At 58.1% G+C, this 14807-nt stretch carries 16 protein-coding genes and 5 pseudogenes; 9 read left to right on the top strand and 12 right to left on the bottom strand.

The window, feature by feature from the left end; all coding sequences use genetic code 11:
* Position 1: 1 nt before the first annotated feature.
* Both AMC88_RS05640 and AMC88_RS05645 read right to left on the bottom strand, forming a co-directional pair.
* A complete protein-coding gene (locus tag AMC88_RS05640) occupies positions 2 to 706 on the bottom strand; it encodes a carbonic anhydrase (RefSeq protein WP_064824946.1) in 705 nt (234 codons plus the stop codon).
* Positions 707 to 1040: 334 nt separating this feature from the next.
* On the bottom strand, positions 1041 to 1667 hold the full coding sequence (locus AMC88_RS05645) for a class I SAM-dependent methyltransferase (protein WP_064824947.1): 627 nt from the start codon (positions 1665 to 1667) through the stop codon (positions 1041 to 1043).
* A gap of 351 nt (positions 1668 to 2018) precedes the next feature.
* Here AMC88_RS05645 and AMC88_RS05650 point away from each other — a divergent pair, with 351 nt between their 5' ends.
* From AMC88_RS05650 to AMC88_RS05665, 5 genes and pseudogenes are all read left to right on the top strand, one after another.
* Positions 2019 to 2480 carry a nuclear transport factor 2 family protein gene (locus AMC88_RS05650; RefSeq protein ID WP_225884132.1) on the top strand — a complete coding sequence of 154 codons (462 nt, stop codon included), beginning with the start codon at positions 2019 to 2021 and terminating at the stop codon, positions 2478 to 2480.
* Positions 2481 to 2545: 65 nt separating this feature from the next.
* A pseudogene (locus AMC88_RS31885) lies at positions 2546 to 2718 on the top strand (DUF4287 domain-containing protein).
* A gap of 134 nt (positions 2719 to 2852) precedes the next feature.
* On the top strand, positions 2853 to 3095 hold the full coding sequence (locus AMC88_RS05655) for a hypothetical protein (RefSeq protein ID WP_190306516.1): 243 nt from the start codon (positions 2853 to 2855) through the stop codon (positions 3093 to 3095).
* Positions 3096 to 3237: 142 nt separating this feature from the next.
* Positions 3238 to 3429: a DUF6494 family protein gene (locus tag AMC88_RS05660; RefSeq protein WP_064824950.1), complete on the top strand. Its 192-nt coding sequence runs from the start codon at positions 3238 to 3240 to the stop codon at positions 3427 to 3429.
* 231 nt (positions 3430 to 3660) lie between these two features.
* Positions 3661 to 4011, top strand: coding sequence for a DUF2200 domain-containing protein (locus AMC88_RS05665; protein ID WP_064824951.1), 351 nt, complete (start codon positions 3661 to 3663; stop codon positions 4009 to 4011).
* Positions 4012 to 4040: 29 nt separating this feature from the next.
* Here AMC88_RS05665 and AMC88_RS33980 read toward each other — a convergent pair.
* A pseudogene (locus AMC88_RS33980) lies at positions 4041 to 4163 on the bottom strand (thermonuclease family protein); the annotation flags it as partial.
* 152 nt (positions 4164 to 4315) lie between these two features.
* Here AMC88_RS33980 and AMC88_RS05670 point away from each other — a divergent pair.
* Positions 4316 to 4720, top strand: a pseudogene (locus AMC88_RS05670) (ATP dependent DNA ligase); the annotation flags it as partial.
* A gap of 882 nt (positions 4721 to 5602) precedes the next feature.
* Here the strand turns inward: AMC88_RS05670 and AMC88_RS05680 are convergent.
* The 7 genes and pseudogenes from AMC88_RS05680 to AMC88_RS05710 all read right to left on the bottom strand — a co-directional run bounded on the left by AMC88_RS05680 (position 5603) and on the right by AMC88_RS05710 (position 10243).
* Positions 5603 to 5833: a hypothetical protein gene (locus tag AMC88_RS05680; protein ID WP_064824953.1), complete on the bottom strand. Its 231-nt coding sequence runs from the start codon at positions 5831 to 5833 to the stop codon at positions 5603 to 5605.
* A 48-nt stretch (positions 5834 to 5881) separates the two neighbouring features.
* Positions 5882 to 6010, bottom strand: a pseudogene (locus AMC88_RS05685) (CopG family transcriptional regulator); the annotation flags it as partial.
* A gap of 226 nt (positions 6011 to 6236) precedes the next feature.
* Complete coding sequence (locus tag AMC88_RS05690; RefSeq protein WP_064824955.1) at positions 6237 to 7109, bottom strand: DUF3800 domain-containing protein; 873 nt, start codon at positions 7107 to 7109, stop codon at positions 6237 to 6239.
* Positions 7102 to 7391 (bottom strand): annotated as a pseudogene (locus tag AMC88_RS05695) (CopG family transcriptional regulator). Before AMC88_RS05695 ends, AMC88_RS05690 begins: the two are co-directional and overlap by 8 nt.
* Before the next feature lie 23 nt (positions 7392 to 7414).
* A complete protein-coding gene (locus tag AMC88_RS05700) occupies positions 7415 to 7756 on the bottom strand; it encodes an NIPSNAP family protein (protein ID WP_037137388.1) in 342 nt (113 codons plus the stop codon).
* 238 nt (positions 7757 to 7994) lie between these two features.
* Positions 7995 to 9203 (bottom strand): MFS transporter, encoded by a 1209-nt coding sequence (locus AMC88_RS05705; RefSeq protein ID WP_064824956.1) that lies wholly within the window; start codon positions 9201 to 9203, stop codon positions 7995 to 7997.
* Positions 9204 to 9262: 59 nt separating this feature from the next.
* Positions 9263 to 10243 carry an AraC family transcriptional regulator gene (locus AMC88_RS05710; RefSeq protein ID WP_064824957.1) on the bottom strand — a complete coding sequence of 327 codons (981 nt, stop codon included), beginning with the start codon at positions 10241 to 10243 and terminating at the stop codon, positions 9263 to 9265.
* Positions 10244 to 10423: 180 nt separating this feature from the next.
* Here AMC88_RS05710 and AMC88_RS05715 point away from each other — a divergent pair, with 180 nt between their 5' ends.
* On the top strand, positions 10424 to 10954 hold the full coding sequence (locus AMC88_RS05715; protein WP_064825814.1) for a nuclear transport factor 2 family protein: 531 nt from the start codon (positions 10424 to 10426) through the stop codon (positions 10952 to 10954).
* Between the two features lie 352 nt (positions 10955 to 11306).
* Complete coding sequence (locus AMC88_RS05720) at positions 11307 to 11834, top strand: c-type cytochrome (RefSeq protein ID WP_064824958.1); 528 nt, start codon at positions 11307 to 11309, stop codon at positions 11832 to 11834.
* A gap of 74 nt (positions 11835 to 11908) precedes the next feature.
* Here AMC88_RS05720 and AMC88_RS05725 read toward each other — a convergent pair whose 3' ends face one another.
* Positions 11909 to 13063 carry an extracellular catalytic domain type 1 short-chain-length polyhydroxyalkanoate depolymerase gene (locus AMC88_RS05725; RefSeq protein ID WP_064824959.1) on the bottom strand — a complete coding sequence of 385 codons (1155 nt, stop codon included), beginning with the start codon at positions 13061 to 13063 and terminating at the stop codon, positions 11909 to 11911.
* A 665-nt stretch (positions 13064 to 13728) separates the two neighbouring features.
* Between AMC88_RS05725 and AMC88_RS05730 the strand changes: the two genes are divergently transcribed.
* A complete protein-coding gene (locus tag AMC88_RS05730) occupies positions 13729 to 13995 on the top strand; it encodes a DUF2277 domain-containing protein (RefSeq protein WP_004676994.1) in 267 nt (88 codons plus the stop codon).
* A gap of 18 nt (positions 13996 to 14013) precedes the next feature.
* Here the strand turns inward: AMC88_RS05730 and AMC88_RS05735 are convergent, their stop codons facing one another.
* The gene (locus tag AMC88_RS05735) at positions 14014 to 14478 is read right to left on the bottom strand and encodes a hypothetical protein (protein WP_141397944.1); all 465 of its coding nucleotides are present in this window, start codon (positions 14476 to 14478) and stop codon (positions 14014 to 14016) included.
* Positions 14479 to 14807: the final 329 nt, after the last annotated feature.

Consider the following 14807-nt stretch of genomic DNA (forward strand, 5'->3'; position numbering starts at 1 on the left):
GCTACTCCGCGGCAAGCGTTGCTGCGATTTGCGGCATGACATGCGGCCGATCGCGGCCGGTGACCGCAACCGGCAGCGGCTCTCCCTCCTGCGGCACCGTGAAGGTCGCTTTCGCCCCGTCATAGACCTGGACTTCGCCGGTCTCGATGTCGAAGAACCAGCCATGCAGAGTGATCTCGCTGGTGGCGAGTTTCGCGGCCACCGAAGGATGCGTCTTCAGGTGATCGAGCTGAACGACGACGTTTTCCATCGCCACGGCGCGCACGCGGTCACTTTCGGAAAGGTCATCAGGATAGGCCCGGCAGACGATCGAATGGGCGGCGTGGCTGTGGCGCAGCCAGGCTGCGACATTGGGCATCGGCTCGAGCAGCTCCGGATGGCACAGGCCCTTCATTGCGCCGCAATCCGAATGGCCGCACACGACGATGTCGCTGACGCCGAGCGCCAGGATCGCATATTCGATGGCGGAAGAGACCCCGCCATTGAGGGTCGAGAAGGGCGGTACGATATTGCCGGCATTGCGGCAGACGAAGAGATCGCCGGGACCGGCCTGCGTGATGGTTTCGGGCATCACCCGGCTGTCGGCGCAGGATATCATCAGTGCCTGTGGTTGCTGGCCTTCCCTCGCCAGCTTGCGGTAAAGCGCCGACTGGTTGGGAAAAACCGCGCCGCGAAAACTGGAGATACCTTTCAGGAGATCACCCATTGTTCGGATCCTCTTTCTGGCCGGACGTCGGACTGGCAGGAGGAATGTCTCTTGTCCGGCGGGTTACAGAAGCGATTCGTTCGCAGGTGCGAAAAGAACAGCAAAGAGTGTGCGGTGCAACCAGCCGCTGCGAGATCGTGATCAACAACACGTGAGGAGGGTACCGAGATCCGACGAGGGCTGGCCATTCTTTCGGCTGGAACGCAATGTCATTAATGCATCCGTATGTCGCCACAGAGGGCGATCTTGCCTTCACCGGGAAGCCGACATTGCGGTGATCACCTCGAGTTCATAGTCGAGCCACAACCGGCCATTCCCGCAAGTTCTGTTTGCCTCAGGCCCGACTCGCCCGAACGCTCAGCCAGCGATCATGGGGTTTTCCGACGTACCGACTTATATCGCTGACGATCCAGCCGGCGTCTGTAAGTGCGGACCGCAGGGCAGGCTCGCGCCAGTACGTCTCGACGTAGCGCCGAGGTGCTGCAGCACTGCCGTGTGTGGATAGATCCTCGCCGTCGCCCTCTCTAACCGAGACGTGCAGTCGGCCACCGGTCCGGGTCGCCTCGGCAAGCCGTCCAAGCACCGTGCCGAAATCCTCGCGCGCGACATGAATGAGGCAGGCACAGGCCCAGATCCCGTCATACGGCATGCCGGGACGCTGCGGGTCGGCCAGGTCATCGGTCAGCGGGTCCAAAAGGTCGGCCTCAAAGCCACTTTCGCGCAGCAGTTCGACGAAACCCTTTGAAATGTCGGTTCGCCGGACGCTGATTCCCCGCTTCTCAAGCTCAAGTGCATCTCGCCCGCCGCCGCTTCCGATCTCCAGCACTCTGCCCGAGCCGGAGAGCCCGGTCACGAACACATCGATCTCTGTCGCGACCCATTCGGGCATCACCGCGGCCTCGGCAGCGTACTCCGCCGCGACCGCATCATAGGACCGCACAGTCTCCCGGTCAGTGCTCATCCCAGCGCTCCTCCTCCAAGACAAGAGGCTATCAGCCCGTTGCGCCCTTCACACTTCGGCAGTTGGTGGCATCGCGGCCGATTTACTCCCCAGCTTTAGCAGAAATGAGGTCAGAGACACCACCGACCGACTGCCAAAGCTGCCGGGCGGCAATGCGCCAACACCGGACATTAGGTGGGCGGCAGCTACCATGCTGCGGAAAAACGACTCTGTTGCAGTTCGGCTTATCGTGCCATCCCCCGCCGACAGTTGAAGACAGAGGTCATTTTGAGCAGCAGGAAACGGGTGGCACGAACCCTCCGTCCCAACTAGCACTGCGTCCGTTCTTCATTCACAACCAATGGGCTTACTATGCAGCAAGATAATCCCCTCTCATCGATGCAGATACTGGAGAAGATGTTCGATGTGGAAATCGCTTTCATGGCGTCGAAGGAGAAGGATTCCGCCATCTTGGCAGAAGCATTCCACACTGAAGTTGTTGTTCACGAGCCGACGTCGGTTCCCTACGCAGGAGATTGGAGGGGATTAGCCGGAGTAGCCGAGCTTATGCACCTGATGAGTGACACGTTTAGCACGTTCGAGGTCGAGAACCTAACCTGTTCTGGCCCTCCTGCTAGCATGCACGTCTCCTGTACATTGCGGATGGTCTCTCGAAAAACAGGTATTTCAGTCTCTCAGCCGTTCGCTCAACTGTTAAGATTTCAGGAGGGACTGCTGATCGAGGCAACGCCATTTTACTTCGACACAGACGAGATTAAAGCTGCTCTCGAAGTTCCTCCTGTGGCAGAGGTCCTTGCCACAGAAGCGCTATAAGCGGTTATCGGTGATGACAGCGCATCCGCTGAGCTATACCTACCAACTGACGTTTAGGAGAAATCATGGCAACAGATTCAGTCAAGGGTCCGGCTTCTTATTTTCCGCCTATCGAGGCCAAGTATGGCCGTCCCATTGCAGAGTGGAAAGACCTCATCCGTGGCCAAAGCGGAAAGAAGCACATGGCATGGGCCACGGTCATGCCAACGCCCTTGTCGCGGATACACTACGCGAGTAGTTGCCAGCCGCATCATGTTCGCCAAGGCCGGCTATCGCCTTGGCAGGATTGCGCCAATTGCGGTCATCGTCACGATGAATTTTCACACGCTTTTATGATTTCTCTTTCGCGCCCAAGTGCTAAAAGAAGGCAGCGTGAATGGTGGAAAGATGCTTAATCTGCAGTTTGAAGACGTCTTTTTCTATCTGCTGGTGGGTATCCTTGCGATAATGATCGCGCTGATGGCTCCCTATATGTTCCGCTATAAATCCATTCACGAGTTCCCAAAGCACGTTCGAATTCGGTTGGCACTGATAATAATTCCTCTCGGCTTCGCATTTCTTCTCATCGCGATGAAAGCTAGCCAACTGCACTTGCCGGGACCTAAATTCCTCTAGGCGGTATGGCCGCTTTGGGCCGGGAGCGGTCATCTGTCGCCGAAATTTTTCGCGTCAGATTCCGGGGCCTGGGGCGTCATTGCTGCTTCCTTGACGATTTACCTTCCATTACAATCCTTTCCGCATACAGAGGAGTTCCGCCATGAGCGAAGACGCCTTCAACATGTCGATCCGCAAGTTCCTGAAGGAAGTCGGCGTCACGTCGCAGCGCAAGATCGAGGAGGCGGTGCGCAAGGGGCAGGTCGGCGGCAAGACGTTGAAGGTCCGCATGACGCTAACGGCGGAAGGCACCGGCCTCAACCACGTTGTGGACGGCGAGATTGAACTTCCGTAGGCCGGGCGAAGCGTTCGTGCGGACCGTCCGGCTACCCCAAGTTCATGGTCCACGTCCGCGCGTAATCGAAGCATGGCCGCTCTGGGCCGACAGCAGACCAGTGGCTTGGGCTGGATTGCGCCAATTGCGGTCATGGCCGGCGGCGCTGTAGAGTTTGCGTCCATGAGCCAAGCTTTTCCGCGCCCCGCCGCAGGAGGGTTGCTCATTGTCAGCCATCGGCTCGGAGGACCCATGACGAAGCATCGCATCTATTCGGTCAGCGTTGCGAGCGTCTATCCCCACTATGTCGCCAAGGCGGAGAAGAAGGGGCGCACGAAGGCGGAAGTCGACGAAATCATCTGCTGGCTGACGGGCTATAGCCGAGAGACCCTCGACGATCAGTTGGTGGGGAACGCCAACTTCGAGGATTTCTTTGCACAGGCACCTGAGATGAACCCCTCCCGATCGCAGATCACAGGCGTGATCTGCGGCGTCCGCGTGGAAGAAATCCGGGAAACGACCATGCGGGAAATCCGTCACCTGGACAAACTGATCGACGAACTCGCCAAGGGCAGGGCGATGGAGAAAATCCTGCGAAAATAGAAGCCTAGGTTTGCTCCCGCTCGACGGCTCGTGTCGATGCCCGAGACGAACGGAACACCTTCGCCCAGCAGGCGCATGTTCTGCCCGTCGCATTTGACGGTGTCGCCGTCGACGGCCGTCAGTGAGGCGCAAAAGATCAATCCTGCGATCATCAATAGCAGGTGGTCCTAACCTGACGGACCGGGCCACCAACCCAGGTGCTTTGCGGGGTCGACGTGCAGGTCGTCGGCGTATACGTGGGCTGCTGTCGCTGCATTCCTTGATTGTAACCCTGTCCGCCGGCAATAAGAGCGTCCCCCATCGCAGCACCTATCGCAGCGGTCGCGGCGGCGACTGGCTGAAAATCAAATGCATCCAGAGCGATGGTTTCGCGATCGTTGGCTATCAGATGTCCGGCGTGGCGTTCGGGAACATCGGCGCGCTTTTGTTGGCTGCTCGGAAGGGAGGCGAGTTGGTTTACGTGGGATCGGTCGGAACGGGCTTTAAGGCAGACGAGGCGATGAGGCTTCGCGCAACGATGGACAAGATCAAGACGACCAAACCGGCCGTCAAATATTCCGGTGGGCGCAAGAACCTGATCTGGATCAAGCCGAAGCTTGTTGCCGAGATAGAATATCGAGGCTGGACGCATGACGGCAAGCTGCGCCACCCGACCTATAAGGGACTGCGCGATGCTGCTGATAATGCGGCGGTTTATGAGTTGGAATAGTTACTGGAGAAACCTATCTTCCAAAAAAATTACTAAATGATTCATGCACCGTCATGACAGTTATTGCTGTGCTAAATATAGAAACAACCAGACATACCAATAGTATAGCTATATTTTTCCATATACTTCTCTCTTTCCAGCCGCTTATGAGTTTCTCTGATAAAAAGCTTGCCAGATCGGATAATGGACCCATTATAACTCCTTGTTGAATCTAAGCAAAACGTTCTCCGGTCATTTCTCGTAACGAGAGCTATGGTAGTCAAAAGGGCGAACGCCAAAATTGGAATTTTTGGCCAATGATCCAAGGTAAGGTCAGAAAAGCATCCATCCCCTCGGCTAGCACAGGCGCGGCTCACAAACTCAGATTGCAGCTGTTGTGTTCGTTTACCCCTGCTAGGGTCACGCACCAATGTCAATGCCAGCCACAAGGCAGCCTGGACGCGTGACGGGAAGCTACGGCACGCGTCCTATATGGGGCTTCGGGAGCGTGAGGACGATGTCGACGTTCACAGCATGGATTGAAATGTCCGGTGGCTTCCCTTCACATGAGGGGTCCTGCTTCTTTTCGAGATGCGCGCTGCCACTTAACAAATGCGCTACACGCATACCAAGCTAGGTAGGTCACTAGGATGGCTAGCTGCTGCAACAAGATGGCGATGACGACTATAAACTGATCTAGTCCGTCATATGAGTCGTCCACAGCGGTGATATTTGGCGTGACTGTCATTCTGTCGCATACGTACACTGACAGAACGACCCAGATCACCGCCAAAAGGTGCAATGTCTTCCGGCAACGTGGCCACGAGCGCCCAGCGATAAAAGCCCCGATCGGAGCTGCGAAGTTGCTCATCATTATGATGGCGAATGCGAGTTCAGGCTTGATCATTTAACATTGACCCTACTTGCTGTCACCCGCCATCCATCGTCGCATTCCATGTCGGCAATATCGTCAGCCAATACTTCGGCGTGCTCTGACCGAATGGCAGCCACGTTGTCGAGAAGCATCGCCAGGTCAGTGTCGCTTTCGAAAAGCTGTTCCTGCTTGGCTTTCAACTTCTCGATATAGAAGTTGTGGATATGGAGTGAACCGGTCATCTGCGCGAGACTTGGCATACGGATGCTCCAATCATGGGAGGTATGGTTCGCCGAGAATAGCGTGGCTCAGGCATTCCCGTCCACATCGCCGTCTTCGTCGACCTCGTGGACCGCGAGATAGGTGTTCTTCTCCATCCACTCCCGTACAATAAAGCTGATCGTGTCGTTGCGCGTCATGCCGAACTCGCCGGCGAGGGCGCCGGGCCGAACATTCCTGCGTCTGGGCAAACGATCCCGCCGTTTGCCAGTTTCAACCATCGCGCGATTCCTTATTTTTAGAAAGCTGCTAGAATCGAAGACGGCGGGTTACGCCGGAACTATCTTGGGTTATCCCATGCAGGGGATAGCAGTCGTAAACTGACGGTCGTCCACTGGATGATGACCTACCGCAGCCGATGGTAACAAGACCGGGGCCCGCCACTTAAATCCGATATCCGTAAAACCTGAAAATCTCTTTCTGCTGCTCAGTGAGCGGGAGGGTCCAGCTACGCCAGGGAAGGAGTTGGATGCCCTTATCGACATAACGGCCGTTGATCGACCCGAGCCTTGGTTTTAACGCCTTCGCCGGTTCTGTATCCCAATTTAGCGCTCGAGCGTGTGCAGCTTGATAAAAGGCACTGGCGACTATGTCCGCCATTTGCAGCCCAGCATTTTGATCGTGTTGAATTACCTTCATCAGCCTAGGATCAATAACTGTAAATCTCGGCGCTCTAAAATGCTGAAACAACTTGCCGGTTTCTTTCTGAAGTCGCAGAATTTTGGCGTAGGTCTCAACATGGCGATATGAGTGGCCGCCGCGCTTACTAAACACCAGAAGCATTTTTCGCGGCTCACCAAATTCAACTATCGAACGCCGCTCTACCCATTCGGTCACGCGCTCCAATAGAATGCGGATACAATAATTGTAAAAGTAGTCGTTCGGATGAAGCGAGACGGCTTCGGCGTTCGGGTTTCGATAGCCTCGCATCGTCTGCTTATTTGACACTACGGCAAAGAGGCGGGTGTTCTCTTTCGCCAGTTCGGTACATGCCACCAGGCGCTGCCAGGGTTGAAGTTTTTTGTAATGTAGATCTGGCCGCTGCGAAGATCGAATAAGGCCACGCACACGATTGACATAGTCCACGGCCTCACGTTCGCGTGTGGCTTTTATAACGGCACACCCGACACTGAACCACTCCGTACCGCCTGTGTTATCGATTGGCATCACGCGTCGTATGCCCGGATCGCCGGCCTCGTCGATGTAAGCGATGTAGTCGTAGGGTATGGGGACATCCGTGCTCGGTTGATCACGCATGCCCGTCTACTTCCGTCTCCTCGTCCAACATAGGGGCGGGCAGATAGGTGTTCTTCTCCATCCACTCCGTACGATGAACCGAACGGTATCGTTGCGGGTCTTGCCGAACTCTCCGGACAAATCTCGAAGAGCTTCTTCAATGTCGTCTTCGAATGCGATCGACCCGGAGTTCCGCAACAGCAGCGCGGCGCGGCGCCGCATGATCTGCAGATCTGCCCGGGAAATGTCGGCGATGCGATCGGCGGCGTCTTCAAGGAGGGCGGCGGTGTCGGACATGGTCATGTGGTCTCGGCCGGCCGTAACCGTTATTCCGACAGGTTGGAGAAGCCGCGGTAGAAGCGTGTCGGCTTCAGTAGCGAACTGACGATGTTGGCGACGATCGGCCCATCCGCCTCGCTCTTCGCCTTCGCTTCCTGCCACTCCGGATCGGCGATGAACTCGGCCCATTTCTGCTCGCGCTCCGCCAGCGACCGCCATTCGATCAGGTAGGTCAGATCGTTGCTGGAAGAACCGATCATCGTCGTCCAGAAGCCGAGTGAGCGGATGCCGAGGCGTTCCCAGATCGCCAGCGTCGCGGTCTCGAAACGCTGTTGCAGTGCCGGCAGCCTCTCCGGCAGACATGTATAGACGCGCAATTCGTGGATCATCGGATGCTCCTCATGCCGGATGCCCTTTTAAGGGAGATCATATCCTCATATCGAGAGAGCGCGATAGATCTGCCGATTTGCTCCACATCTATTCCCATGCGTATCAAAATTGCCGCCGGGGGCGTTGAGCTTCAGTTCTATCCGATAGTTTGTGGCATGCGGTGCCCTTCGCCGAGGGCCCCTGATAGCTATGTCCTTTTTTGAAATCGGGCGATCTGCTCACCTTGAGCTCCAAAAGTCAGCTGCGGGGCTGAAGCAACGCCAGAACGATAGTCGATGCCGCCAGGACGGCTGTAAATGTCAATGGCGCTGAGGCACCGAAGTGATCGACCACATAGCCGCCGAACAGCGCACCGATGCTGATGGCGACCTGGAACGAAACGACCATCAGGCTGCCGGCAGCCTCCAAGGCGTCTGCTGCGCCCCGGGACAAGTTGGTGGGCAATACAACAGGAGCCATCCCGAAAGCGAAACCCCAAAGTGTCACCAGGGCAAACGCGATGCCGCTCTGTGCACCCCAGAGTACGAGAGCAAGCGCCGAAAACGCCATCAATACGCCGGTGACAGCGAGCGCCACGTGGATATTCGCGTCTGCCAGTCGGCCGCCGGCGACATTGCCGATCACAGAGGCGATGCCAAACCCGAGGAGCGCCAGGGCAATCGGCCCGGTGCCAAGCAGCGTCACCTGTTCGAGGAAGGGTCGCACATAGACCGAGCCGGCAAAATGTCCCGTCATCAGCAAGAGGATGGCGAGCATCCCGAGTTGCACAGTGCGCCGTTTCGTCAGCCGGAAGACGTCGGAAAGACGATTGCTTGTGCTTGCGGGTAGCGTCGGCAAGCTGAGTATCTGCAGCAGCATCGCAATCGCTGCGAGCCCTGCGGTCATGGCCGTGGCGGCACGCCAGCCCAGCCAATCGCTGATCAAGGCACCCATGGATGGTGCAGCTATGGTGGCAAGAGAGACACCGAGGGTGACGATGGCCATACCCCGACCTGTCGCATTGGTGCCGACCAGTCTCGCCACGACGGCAACCGAAAGCGCCCAGAAACCACTGAGCGCGACGCCCAGCCCGGCCCGGCCCAATAACAACAGCCAAAAATCCGTCGCCAGCGCGGCCAGGAGATTGGAGCCGATAGCCAAGGCGCTTAGGCCGACCAGGACAGTCTTCCGGTTCAGTTTGCCGATGAGAACATTGCTCAACAAGGCCGTCACCGCGCCAACAGACGCGGTGGCGGTGACAACCTGGCCGGCGGTTCCCTCGCTGACGCCAAGGTCACGCGCCATTGGCGTCAACAGACCTGCCGGCAGAAATTCAGCTGAGACGAGCGCAAAGCTTGTGGCTGCCATGGAAATAACGGCGAACCAGGTTGTTGGGCTCCATGTACTCGGAACGGTAGAATCGAGGCCGATCGCGGCGCCGTCAAGCTGTGATGTTGTGTCCGTCATTGAAGTACCTCCAAGTGTTGGAGGTCTTAATAGCGGAGTTTTTCAGGATGATATGTATCCTAAAGTCCGAATTCCATATCCGTTCGTCCGGAAATGGTGCGGCGCACAACGCCAGGCGAGACGCTGGTGATGCGCTTGAAGGCGCGAGCGAAAGAAGCTTCAGATTCATAGCCCAGTTGCGAAGCGACCGCGGCAACGGACATGTTTTGACCGAGCAGCTCTCGTGCAAGCTGCATGCGCAGACGGGCGAGATAGCGTGCCGCGCCTTCCCCCAAGATGGCGCTGAAGCGTTCCGCGAAGATCGAGCGCGATTGACCGGCCACGCCGGCAAGGGTCTCAAGCGTCCAGTCATGGCCGGGATCTCGGTGCATGGCTGCCAGCGCACGACCGATATGCGGATCACGGATCGCGGCGAGCCAGCCGCTTGTCGAGGCGCCGCTGCAATTGACCCAGCACCGAATGAGCCGCGCGACGAGTACATCAGCCATGCGTGACAAGACCGTGGCGCTGCCGATCTGGGGCTGCGACGCCTCTGCCGTCATGGCGGCGAGGAGGGGGCCGACGATCGGATCATTGCCGGCAACATCACAACCCTTGATGATCGGCGGCATCAGAGCGATCAACGGGTTGAGGGCATTCGCACCCAAAGCCATCGAACCGCAGAACAAGGTGCTCGTCGCTCCTGTCCCTTCCTGCACCACGTCACAGACATTGCCCCCCAGCTTGGTGACCTGGCAGCTCTTGAGCGAGTCCCCGACAACATCAGGCTTGCTGGCCAGTCGGTGTTCGACACCTTGTGGCAACAACACCAGATCGCCGTCCTGCAATTCCTCCCATCCCTGGGCTTCGGTATGGATCCAGCATGGCCCCTCACTGACGAAATGAAAGCGAAGCAGTTGTTGCTGCGCAAAGGCGATGCTCCATGGATGACGCAGCTCGCAGCGACCGTAGTTGACTCCACTCAGGCGAAAGTCTCGTAGAATTTCGCTGAGTGCGTCCGTAGGAATTTGCGTCGGAGTCTGGGATGAACGATCAAGCATTGCGTCAATTTATATGCCGACCGTCCAGACTGCAAGTGGGCATCAGTGTCAGGCTCGGAGGTCATCAATGGGAATGCAACGACTGCCCCTAAGACTGAGGTAAGAACGCTTGCCCGGCGCGTGCTGATCGAGAAGCTGAATCGCGCGATAGCAAAGGCGTTTACAATGGGCGGCGGGCCCATGAAAATGATCATTGCAAGTCCCGTTGCCTTCATGAAGATGGTGGCACCCTCCATCGCCAAGGCAGATAGCATGAAGCCTGAAGACCGCCTCGCCATCATCGATGCCATCACGGACATCGCCGCCGGCGCCGATCGCCATCAATGGCCACGGGTGCGGGGCGCCTTCGCCGAGAAGGTGACACTCGACTATACCAGCCTCTGGGGCGGCGAAGCTGTCACACTGTCAGCCGATGAAGTGGTCGCGCAATGGTCGAACTTTCTGCCGGGCTTCGACAGGACGCTGCATCTCGTCACCAACCACGCGATTGTGGATGCATCAGGCGACACGGCGACGGCCGAGGCCGATTTCCAGGCGACGCATAGTTTAGGCAAGGATCTCTGGGTTCTCTCCGGCCATTATCGCTACGGGCTGGTGAAATCTGCCGAGGGCTGGAAGATCACGCATATGACGATGGCGGCCACTCACGAGACGGGTGACCGCGATCTTGTGGGCAAAGCCGCCGAGCGCGCGGCAAAGAAGATGGACTAGACGGAATCTCCGCGGGCCTCATGGGCTCTTTGCTCTTTCAGTAGCCAGGCTTCGAAGCAATTGGCCAGACAGGCCCCGCTTGTCGGAGCCGTGCGGCTGTTGTCGAAAGCCTTTGCGCATCATTCAAATCAGTGAGCTTGGAACCACAAATAATATGAGGCAATAATCGCCGCGACCCCTCGTGAAAACACCGAAGCCTACCATTGTGCAGAGCCTGCGCGCACTGCCGGCCGTCCGACGGTTATCCTCTCCGCCATCCTCGTTAATTCAGAATGGCTAATATATCGAGGGGGTTAATGGTGATATTCAGTTCGCTGGCCGTTGCGAGCTTCTGTGTATCTTGGAGGGGACGATGTTTCGATTGAGCGTTCGGTTGGCATTTTTTGCCGCGTCAGCATTGGCGTTGCAATCGAGTATGGCAGCGGCCGACGATGCGCAGGTTGCGCGCGGCGAGTATCTCGTCACCATCGGCGGCTGCAACGACTGCCACACGCCGGGATATTTCTTCGGGAAACCGGACAGCGCGCGATTTCTGGGTGGATCGGATGTCGGCTTCGAGATCCCCGGGCAGGGTGTTTTCGTCGGCCGCAACATTACGCCTGACAAGGAGACCGGCATCGGCAGCTGGACCCGGGAGCAGATCGTGACGGCGCTTCAGGCCGGGCAGCGGCCGGATGGCCGCCAGTTGGCGCCGATCATGCCGTGGCATGCACTGGCGCAACTCACGGAAGAAGACGTGACAGCAATTGCCGTCTTCCTGCAAAGCCTGAAACCGGTCAGCAATCAGGTCCCCGGACCTTTCCAGCCGGGGGAGAAGGTTTCAACCTTCATGTTCCGGATCTTGCCGCCGGGCGAAACGGCGGCTGCCGCGCCAAACTAGCACTGTGGGCCCTACGGCAGCCAGCGTCTTTCTCGCACTGATAGCTGATCATTCCCGCTTGGGGAGATGTCTGGCTATCGCATCAGCCCCGCCGCGCGAAGCGCATCGTTTATGACCTTGGCGATCTTGCCGTCGGGGGCGCTAGCGACGTTGGCGCGCGACCTGGCGTAGGACAATGCTCTTTCTATCGTGGATGGAGCCACGTCGAGCTCTTCGCGACGGACAAAGCTTCCGGCTGGCTCAGCCTCCTCGACGTCTGCCTCCGTCGCCAGATTCCATGCATGCGCGATACGAACGGTCGAGGAAATCCCCGCCTCGAGCATATGCGGGCCGGCTCTGCCGATCGCGCGATCGCCGCCCGTCGCCAGGGGAACGCCGTGGCCCATGCCCTTGACGAGATAGATCTCGATGACCTCCATGCCTTTCGCGTCGAGCCAGACTTTGCGGTTGTGGCCGTGTATCAACTCGCTCCGCGTTGGCTCGATGGCAAGGGCGTGCACGCCGCTCCATTGCTGGGCGATCTGATCGGCATTCCTGGCCCGGACCGTCTGGTCATGCGTGCCGTGCCAGATCGAAATCGTAGGCCAGGGCCCGCGGTGGTTCGATGCGCGCTTGAGCGCCGATTGCAGCTTGGAGACAGTCGGCGGATTGCGGCCTTGCATGCGCTCGAAAGCCTCTGCCACGCTGCCTGCCACGCCATAGGGCAGCCCGCCGATGATTGCGCCGCCTGCAAATATCTCAGAGTAGGTCGACAGCATGACGTTCGCCATCGCACCGCCTGCCGACAGGCCTGTGATAAAGATGCGCTTGGGATCGATGCCCTGCGACTGGACGAGATGGCCGATCATCTGCCGGATGGACAATGCCTCACCCGCATCCCGGCTGATGTCGCCGGGCTCGAACCAGTTGAAGCAGAGATTGGCATTGTTCGACCGCTGTTGCTCGGGATAAAGCACCGCAAATCCGCGCCGCTCGGCGAGTTGGGACCAGCCGGAACCTGCGGCGTAGCCCTCTGCCGTCTGTGTGCAGCCATGCAGCGCAACGACCAGCGGGGCGCCGCGGGCCATGATCGAAGGCGCATACAGCCACGCCTTTAAGGATCCCGGATTGGAGCCGAACCTCCCGATTTCGACCAAGCTGTGATTTTGTGGGGGCTTATCGAGCAATGTCGTCTCCTTGGCCGCCAATCGGTCTGAACACTTGATATGGGGACGATTGCTGCGCCGCACAATGGAATTCCAAGGTTAATTTGTCCGCGCACATTTGTGTGAGCCTTTAGAGGCGCTGAAATTCGATGAGGAGCGGCAGAAAGCCGACAAATAAGGGTATGGAATGCCCAGCTGTCCAGCGGATCGTTGCGGCGGGTGCATAGCTGCAGTGCAACATAGAGGCTGGCAGATGGCGCTGGTGCGAGTATGATTATCTCAATCGAAGCGATGCTCCTCCTCCCGCACCGCTTCGAGATTCAGATGGCCCACTCCTCCTCCCGAAGGGACGTCTGTTGGAACAGCGGCACTCCTCCTCCCAAGTCGCTGTTCGGTTCTTTTAGGAAAGCCTGCCGCACCTCCTCCCGCGGCAGGCTTTTCTATTTCGGGGACATGGCCCGTCTAGCCCTTCAGCTCATGGCGCTGCTCCTGCTCGCGGGTGGCAGTGAGGATGTTTTCGAGCGCTGCGGTCTGCATCGCGAGATTCGACGCGACATTGACGCCGTGGCGCCGGGATCGATCTTCTCCGCATCGAGGCTGCGGTGCTGTTGCTGCCAACCTTCGCCTTGCCGCGCTGTTTGCGGATTGCGTTGCTGACGACCAGCCCGTTTGTCATTTACGCTCACGCGACTAGATTATGGGAAGCAATCATCCTCCTGGATGGGAGGGGAGACGACCGGGAGCAAGCCATGTGCCGAAATATCAAGCCTCTCTTCAATTTCGATCCGCCGGCGACGGACGCGGAGATCCATGACGCCGCGCTGCAGTTCGTGCGCAAGCTGAGCGGAACCAACAAGCCTTCGAAGCGCAACGAGGCGGCATTCGAGCAGGCGGTCAATGCGATCGCACAATGCGCCCACGAGCTGCTGCATTCGCTCGAGACCTCGCAGCCGCCGCGCGACCGTGCTGAAGTCGCTGCAAAGGCGCGGGCGCGATCAGCGATGCGCTTTGCGTAAAAGATCATTCAAAGAAGATCAGTCTTCAGCGTCGCGGCTGACGGATTGCCGGGGGGCGGGTGAAGGAGCGAGGCGCGCAAGCAAGGCTTTGACGATCCATGCGCCGATGCTTCCTGCAACAACGGCAGAGACGAGCAAGGTTCGAAACCGGAATTCCTGCGATGCCGTAAGCGACAACTGATACCCGACAAGAGATACGGTCAATGCGCCGCACAGACCGCCGGTTACCAGAACCGTCGGCGCAGAACGTTGCGCAAATGGACGAAGAATGACCAGCGAAAGAATGGCAAGAGGCAGAACGTACGGCAGTGAGTACACATATCCATAAATCGTCATCATCAGGACCAGCGCGAACGACAGGCGGATACTGCCAATGCCGGTCGCCAGCTGAGGTCCGATGATCCAGAGCAGCATGGTCAGGTAGCAAGCCAGGAAGTGAACGGCGAGGAGGCCGCACACGCTCAGACTGGCGTGGCGCATCATCGTCCGCGCTCGGCGCCATCGCGTAAGCCTTTCGGGATAGCCCGCGGAATCGCCGATGGGGATCGTCTCTCCGCCGAGGCTCCCTGTCGGAAGAACATCGCTGCCAATCGTGCGCCGAATGTCGAACCTCTCAGTCATGGGCAAAGCTTAGGCCAATGCCGTTCCTTCTTCAATTGACCGCTTCAGGACGATCCTGCCGGCATCGGGCGAAGCACGATTGATCGGCTGTCGGCTGTCCCTAGTGGTTTCACATTCGAGAATCTCGGATATTTCTGCGGGAACTATCGATTGCAGAGCGGTCAGATCGACAAAGTATTTGTCAGCACGGG

Source organism: Rhizobium phaseoli (genome assembly GCF_001664385.1).
GTDB lineage: Bacteria > Pseudomonadota > Alphaproteobacteria > Rhizobiales > Rhizobiaceae > Rhizobium > Rhizobium phaseoli.

Bases quoted from the DNA above. Each gene is read 5' to 3' on its own strand.
- AMC88_RS05660 (WP_064824950.1), top strand. From the start codon at position 3,238: ATGAGCGAAGACGCCTTCAACATGTCGATCCGCAAGTTCCTGAAGGAA.
- AMC88_RS05720 (WP_064824958.1), top strand. From the start codon at position 11,307: ATGTTTCGATTGAGCGTTCGGTTGGCATTTTTTGCCGCGTCAGCATTG.
- AMC88_RS05680 (WP_064824953.1), bottom strand. From the start codon at position 5,833: ATGCCAAGTCTCGCGCAGATGACCGGTTCACTCCATATCCACAACTTC.
- AMC88_RS05705 (WP_064824956.1), bottom strand. From the start codon at position 9,203: ATGACGGACACAACATCACAGCTTGACGGCGCCGCGATCGGCCTCGAT.
- AMC88_RS05645 (WP_064824947.1), bottom strand. From the start codon at position 1,667: ATGAGCACTGACCGGGAGACTGTGCGGTCCTATGATGCGGTCGCGGCG.
- AMC88_RS05730 (WP_004676994.1), top strand. From the start codon at position 13,729: ATGTGCCGAAATATCAAGCCTCTCTTCAATTTCGATCCGCCGGCGACG.
- AMC88_RS05715 (WP_064825814.1), top strand. From the start codon at position 10,424: ATGAAAATGATCATTGCAAGTCCCGTTGCCTTCATGAAGATGGTGGCA.
- AMC88_RS05710 (WP_064824957.1), bottom strand. From the start codon at position 10,243: ATGCTTGATCGTTCATCCCAGACTCCGACGCAAATTCCTACGGACGCA.
- AMC88_RS05735 (WP_141397944.1), bottom strand. From the start codon at position 14,478: ATGATGCGCCACGCCAGTCTGAGCGTGTGCGGCCTCCTCGCCGTTCAC.
- AMC88_RS05650 (WP_225884132.1), top strand. From the start codon at position 2,019: ATGCAGCAAGATAATCCCCTCTCATCGATGCAGATACTGGAGAAGATG.
- AMC88_RS05700 (WP_037137388.1), bottom strand. From the start codon at position 7,756: ATGATCCACGAATTGCGCGTCTATACATGTCTGCCGGAGAGGCTGCCG.
- AMC88_RS05640 (WP_064824946.1), bottom strand. From the start codon at position 706: ATGGGTGATCTCCTGAAAGGTATCTCCAGTTTTCGCGGCGCGGTTTTT.
- AMC88_RS05690 (WP_064824955.1), bottom strand. From the start codon at position 7,109: ATGCGTGATCAACCGAGCACGGATGTCCCCATACCCTACGACTACATC.
- AMC88_RS05665 (WP_064824951.1), top strand. From the start codon at position 3,661: ATGACGAAGCATCGCATCTATTCGGTCAGCGTTGCGAGCGTCTATCCC.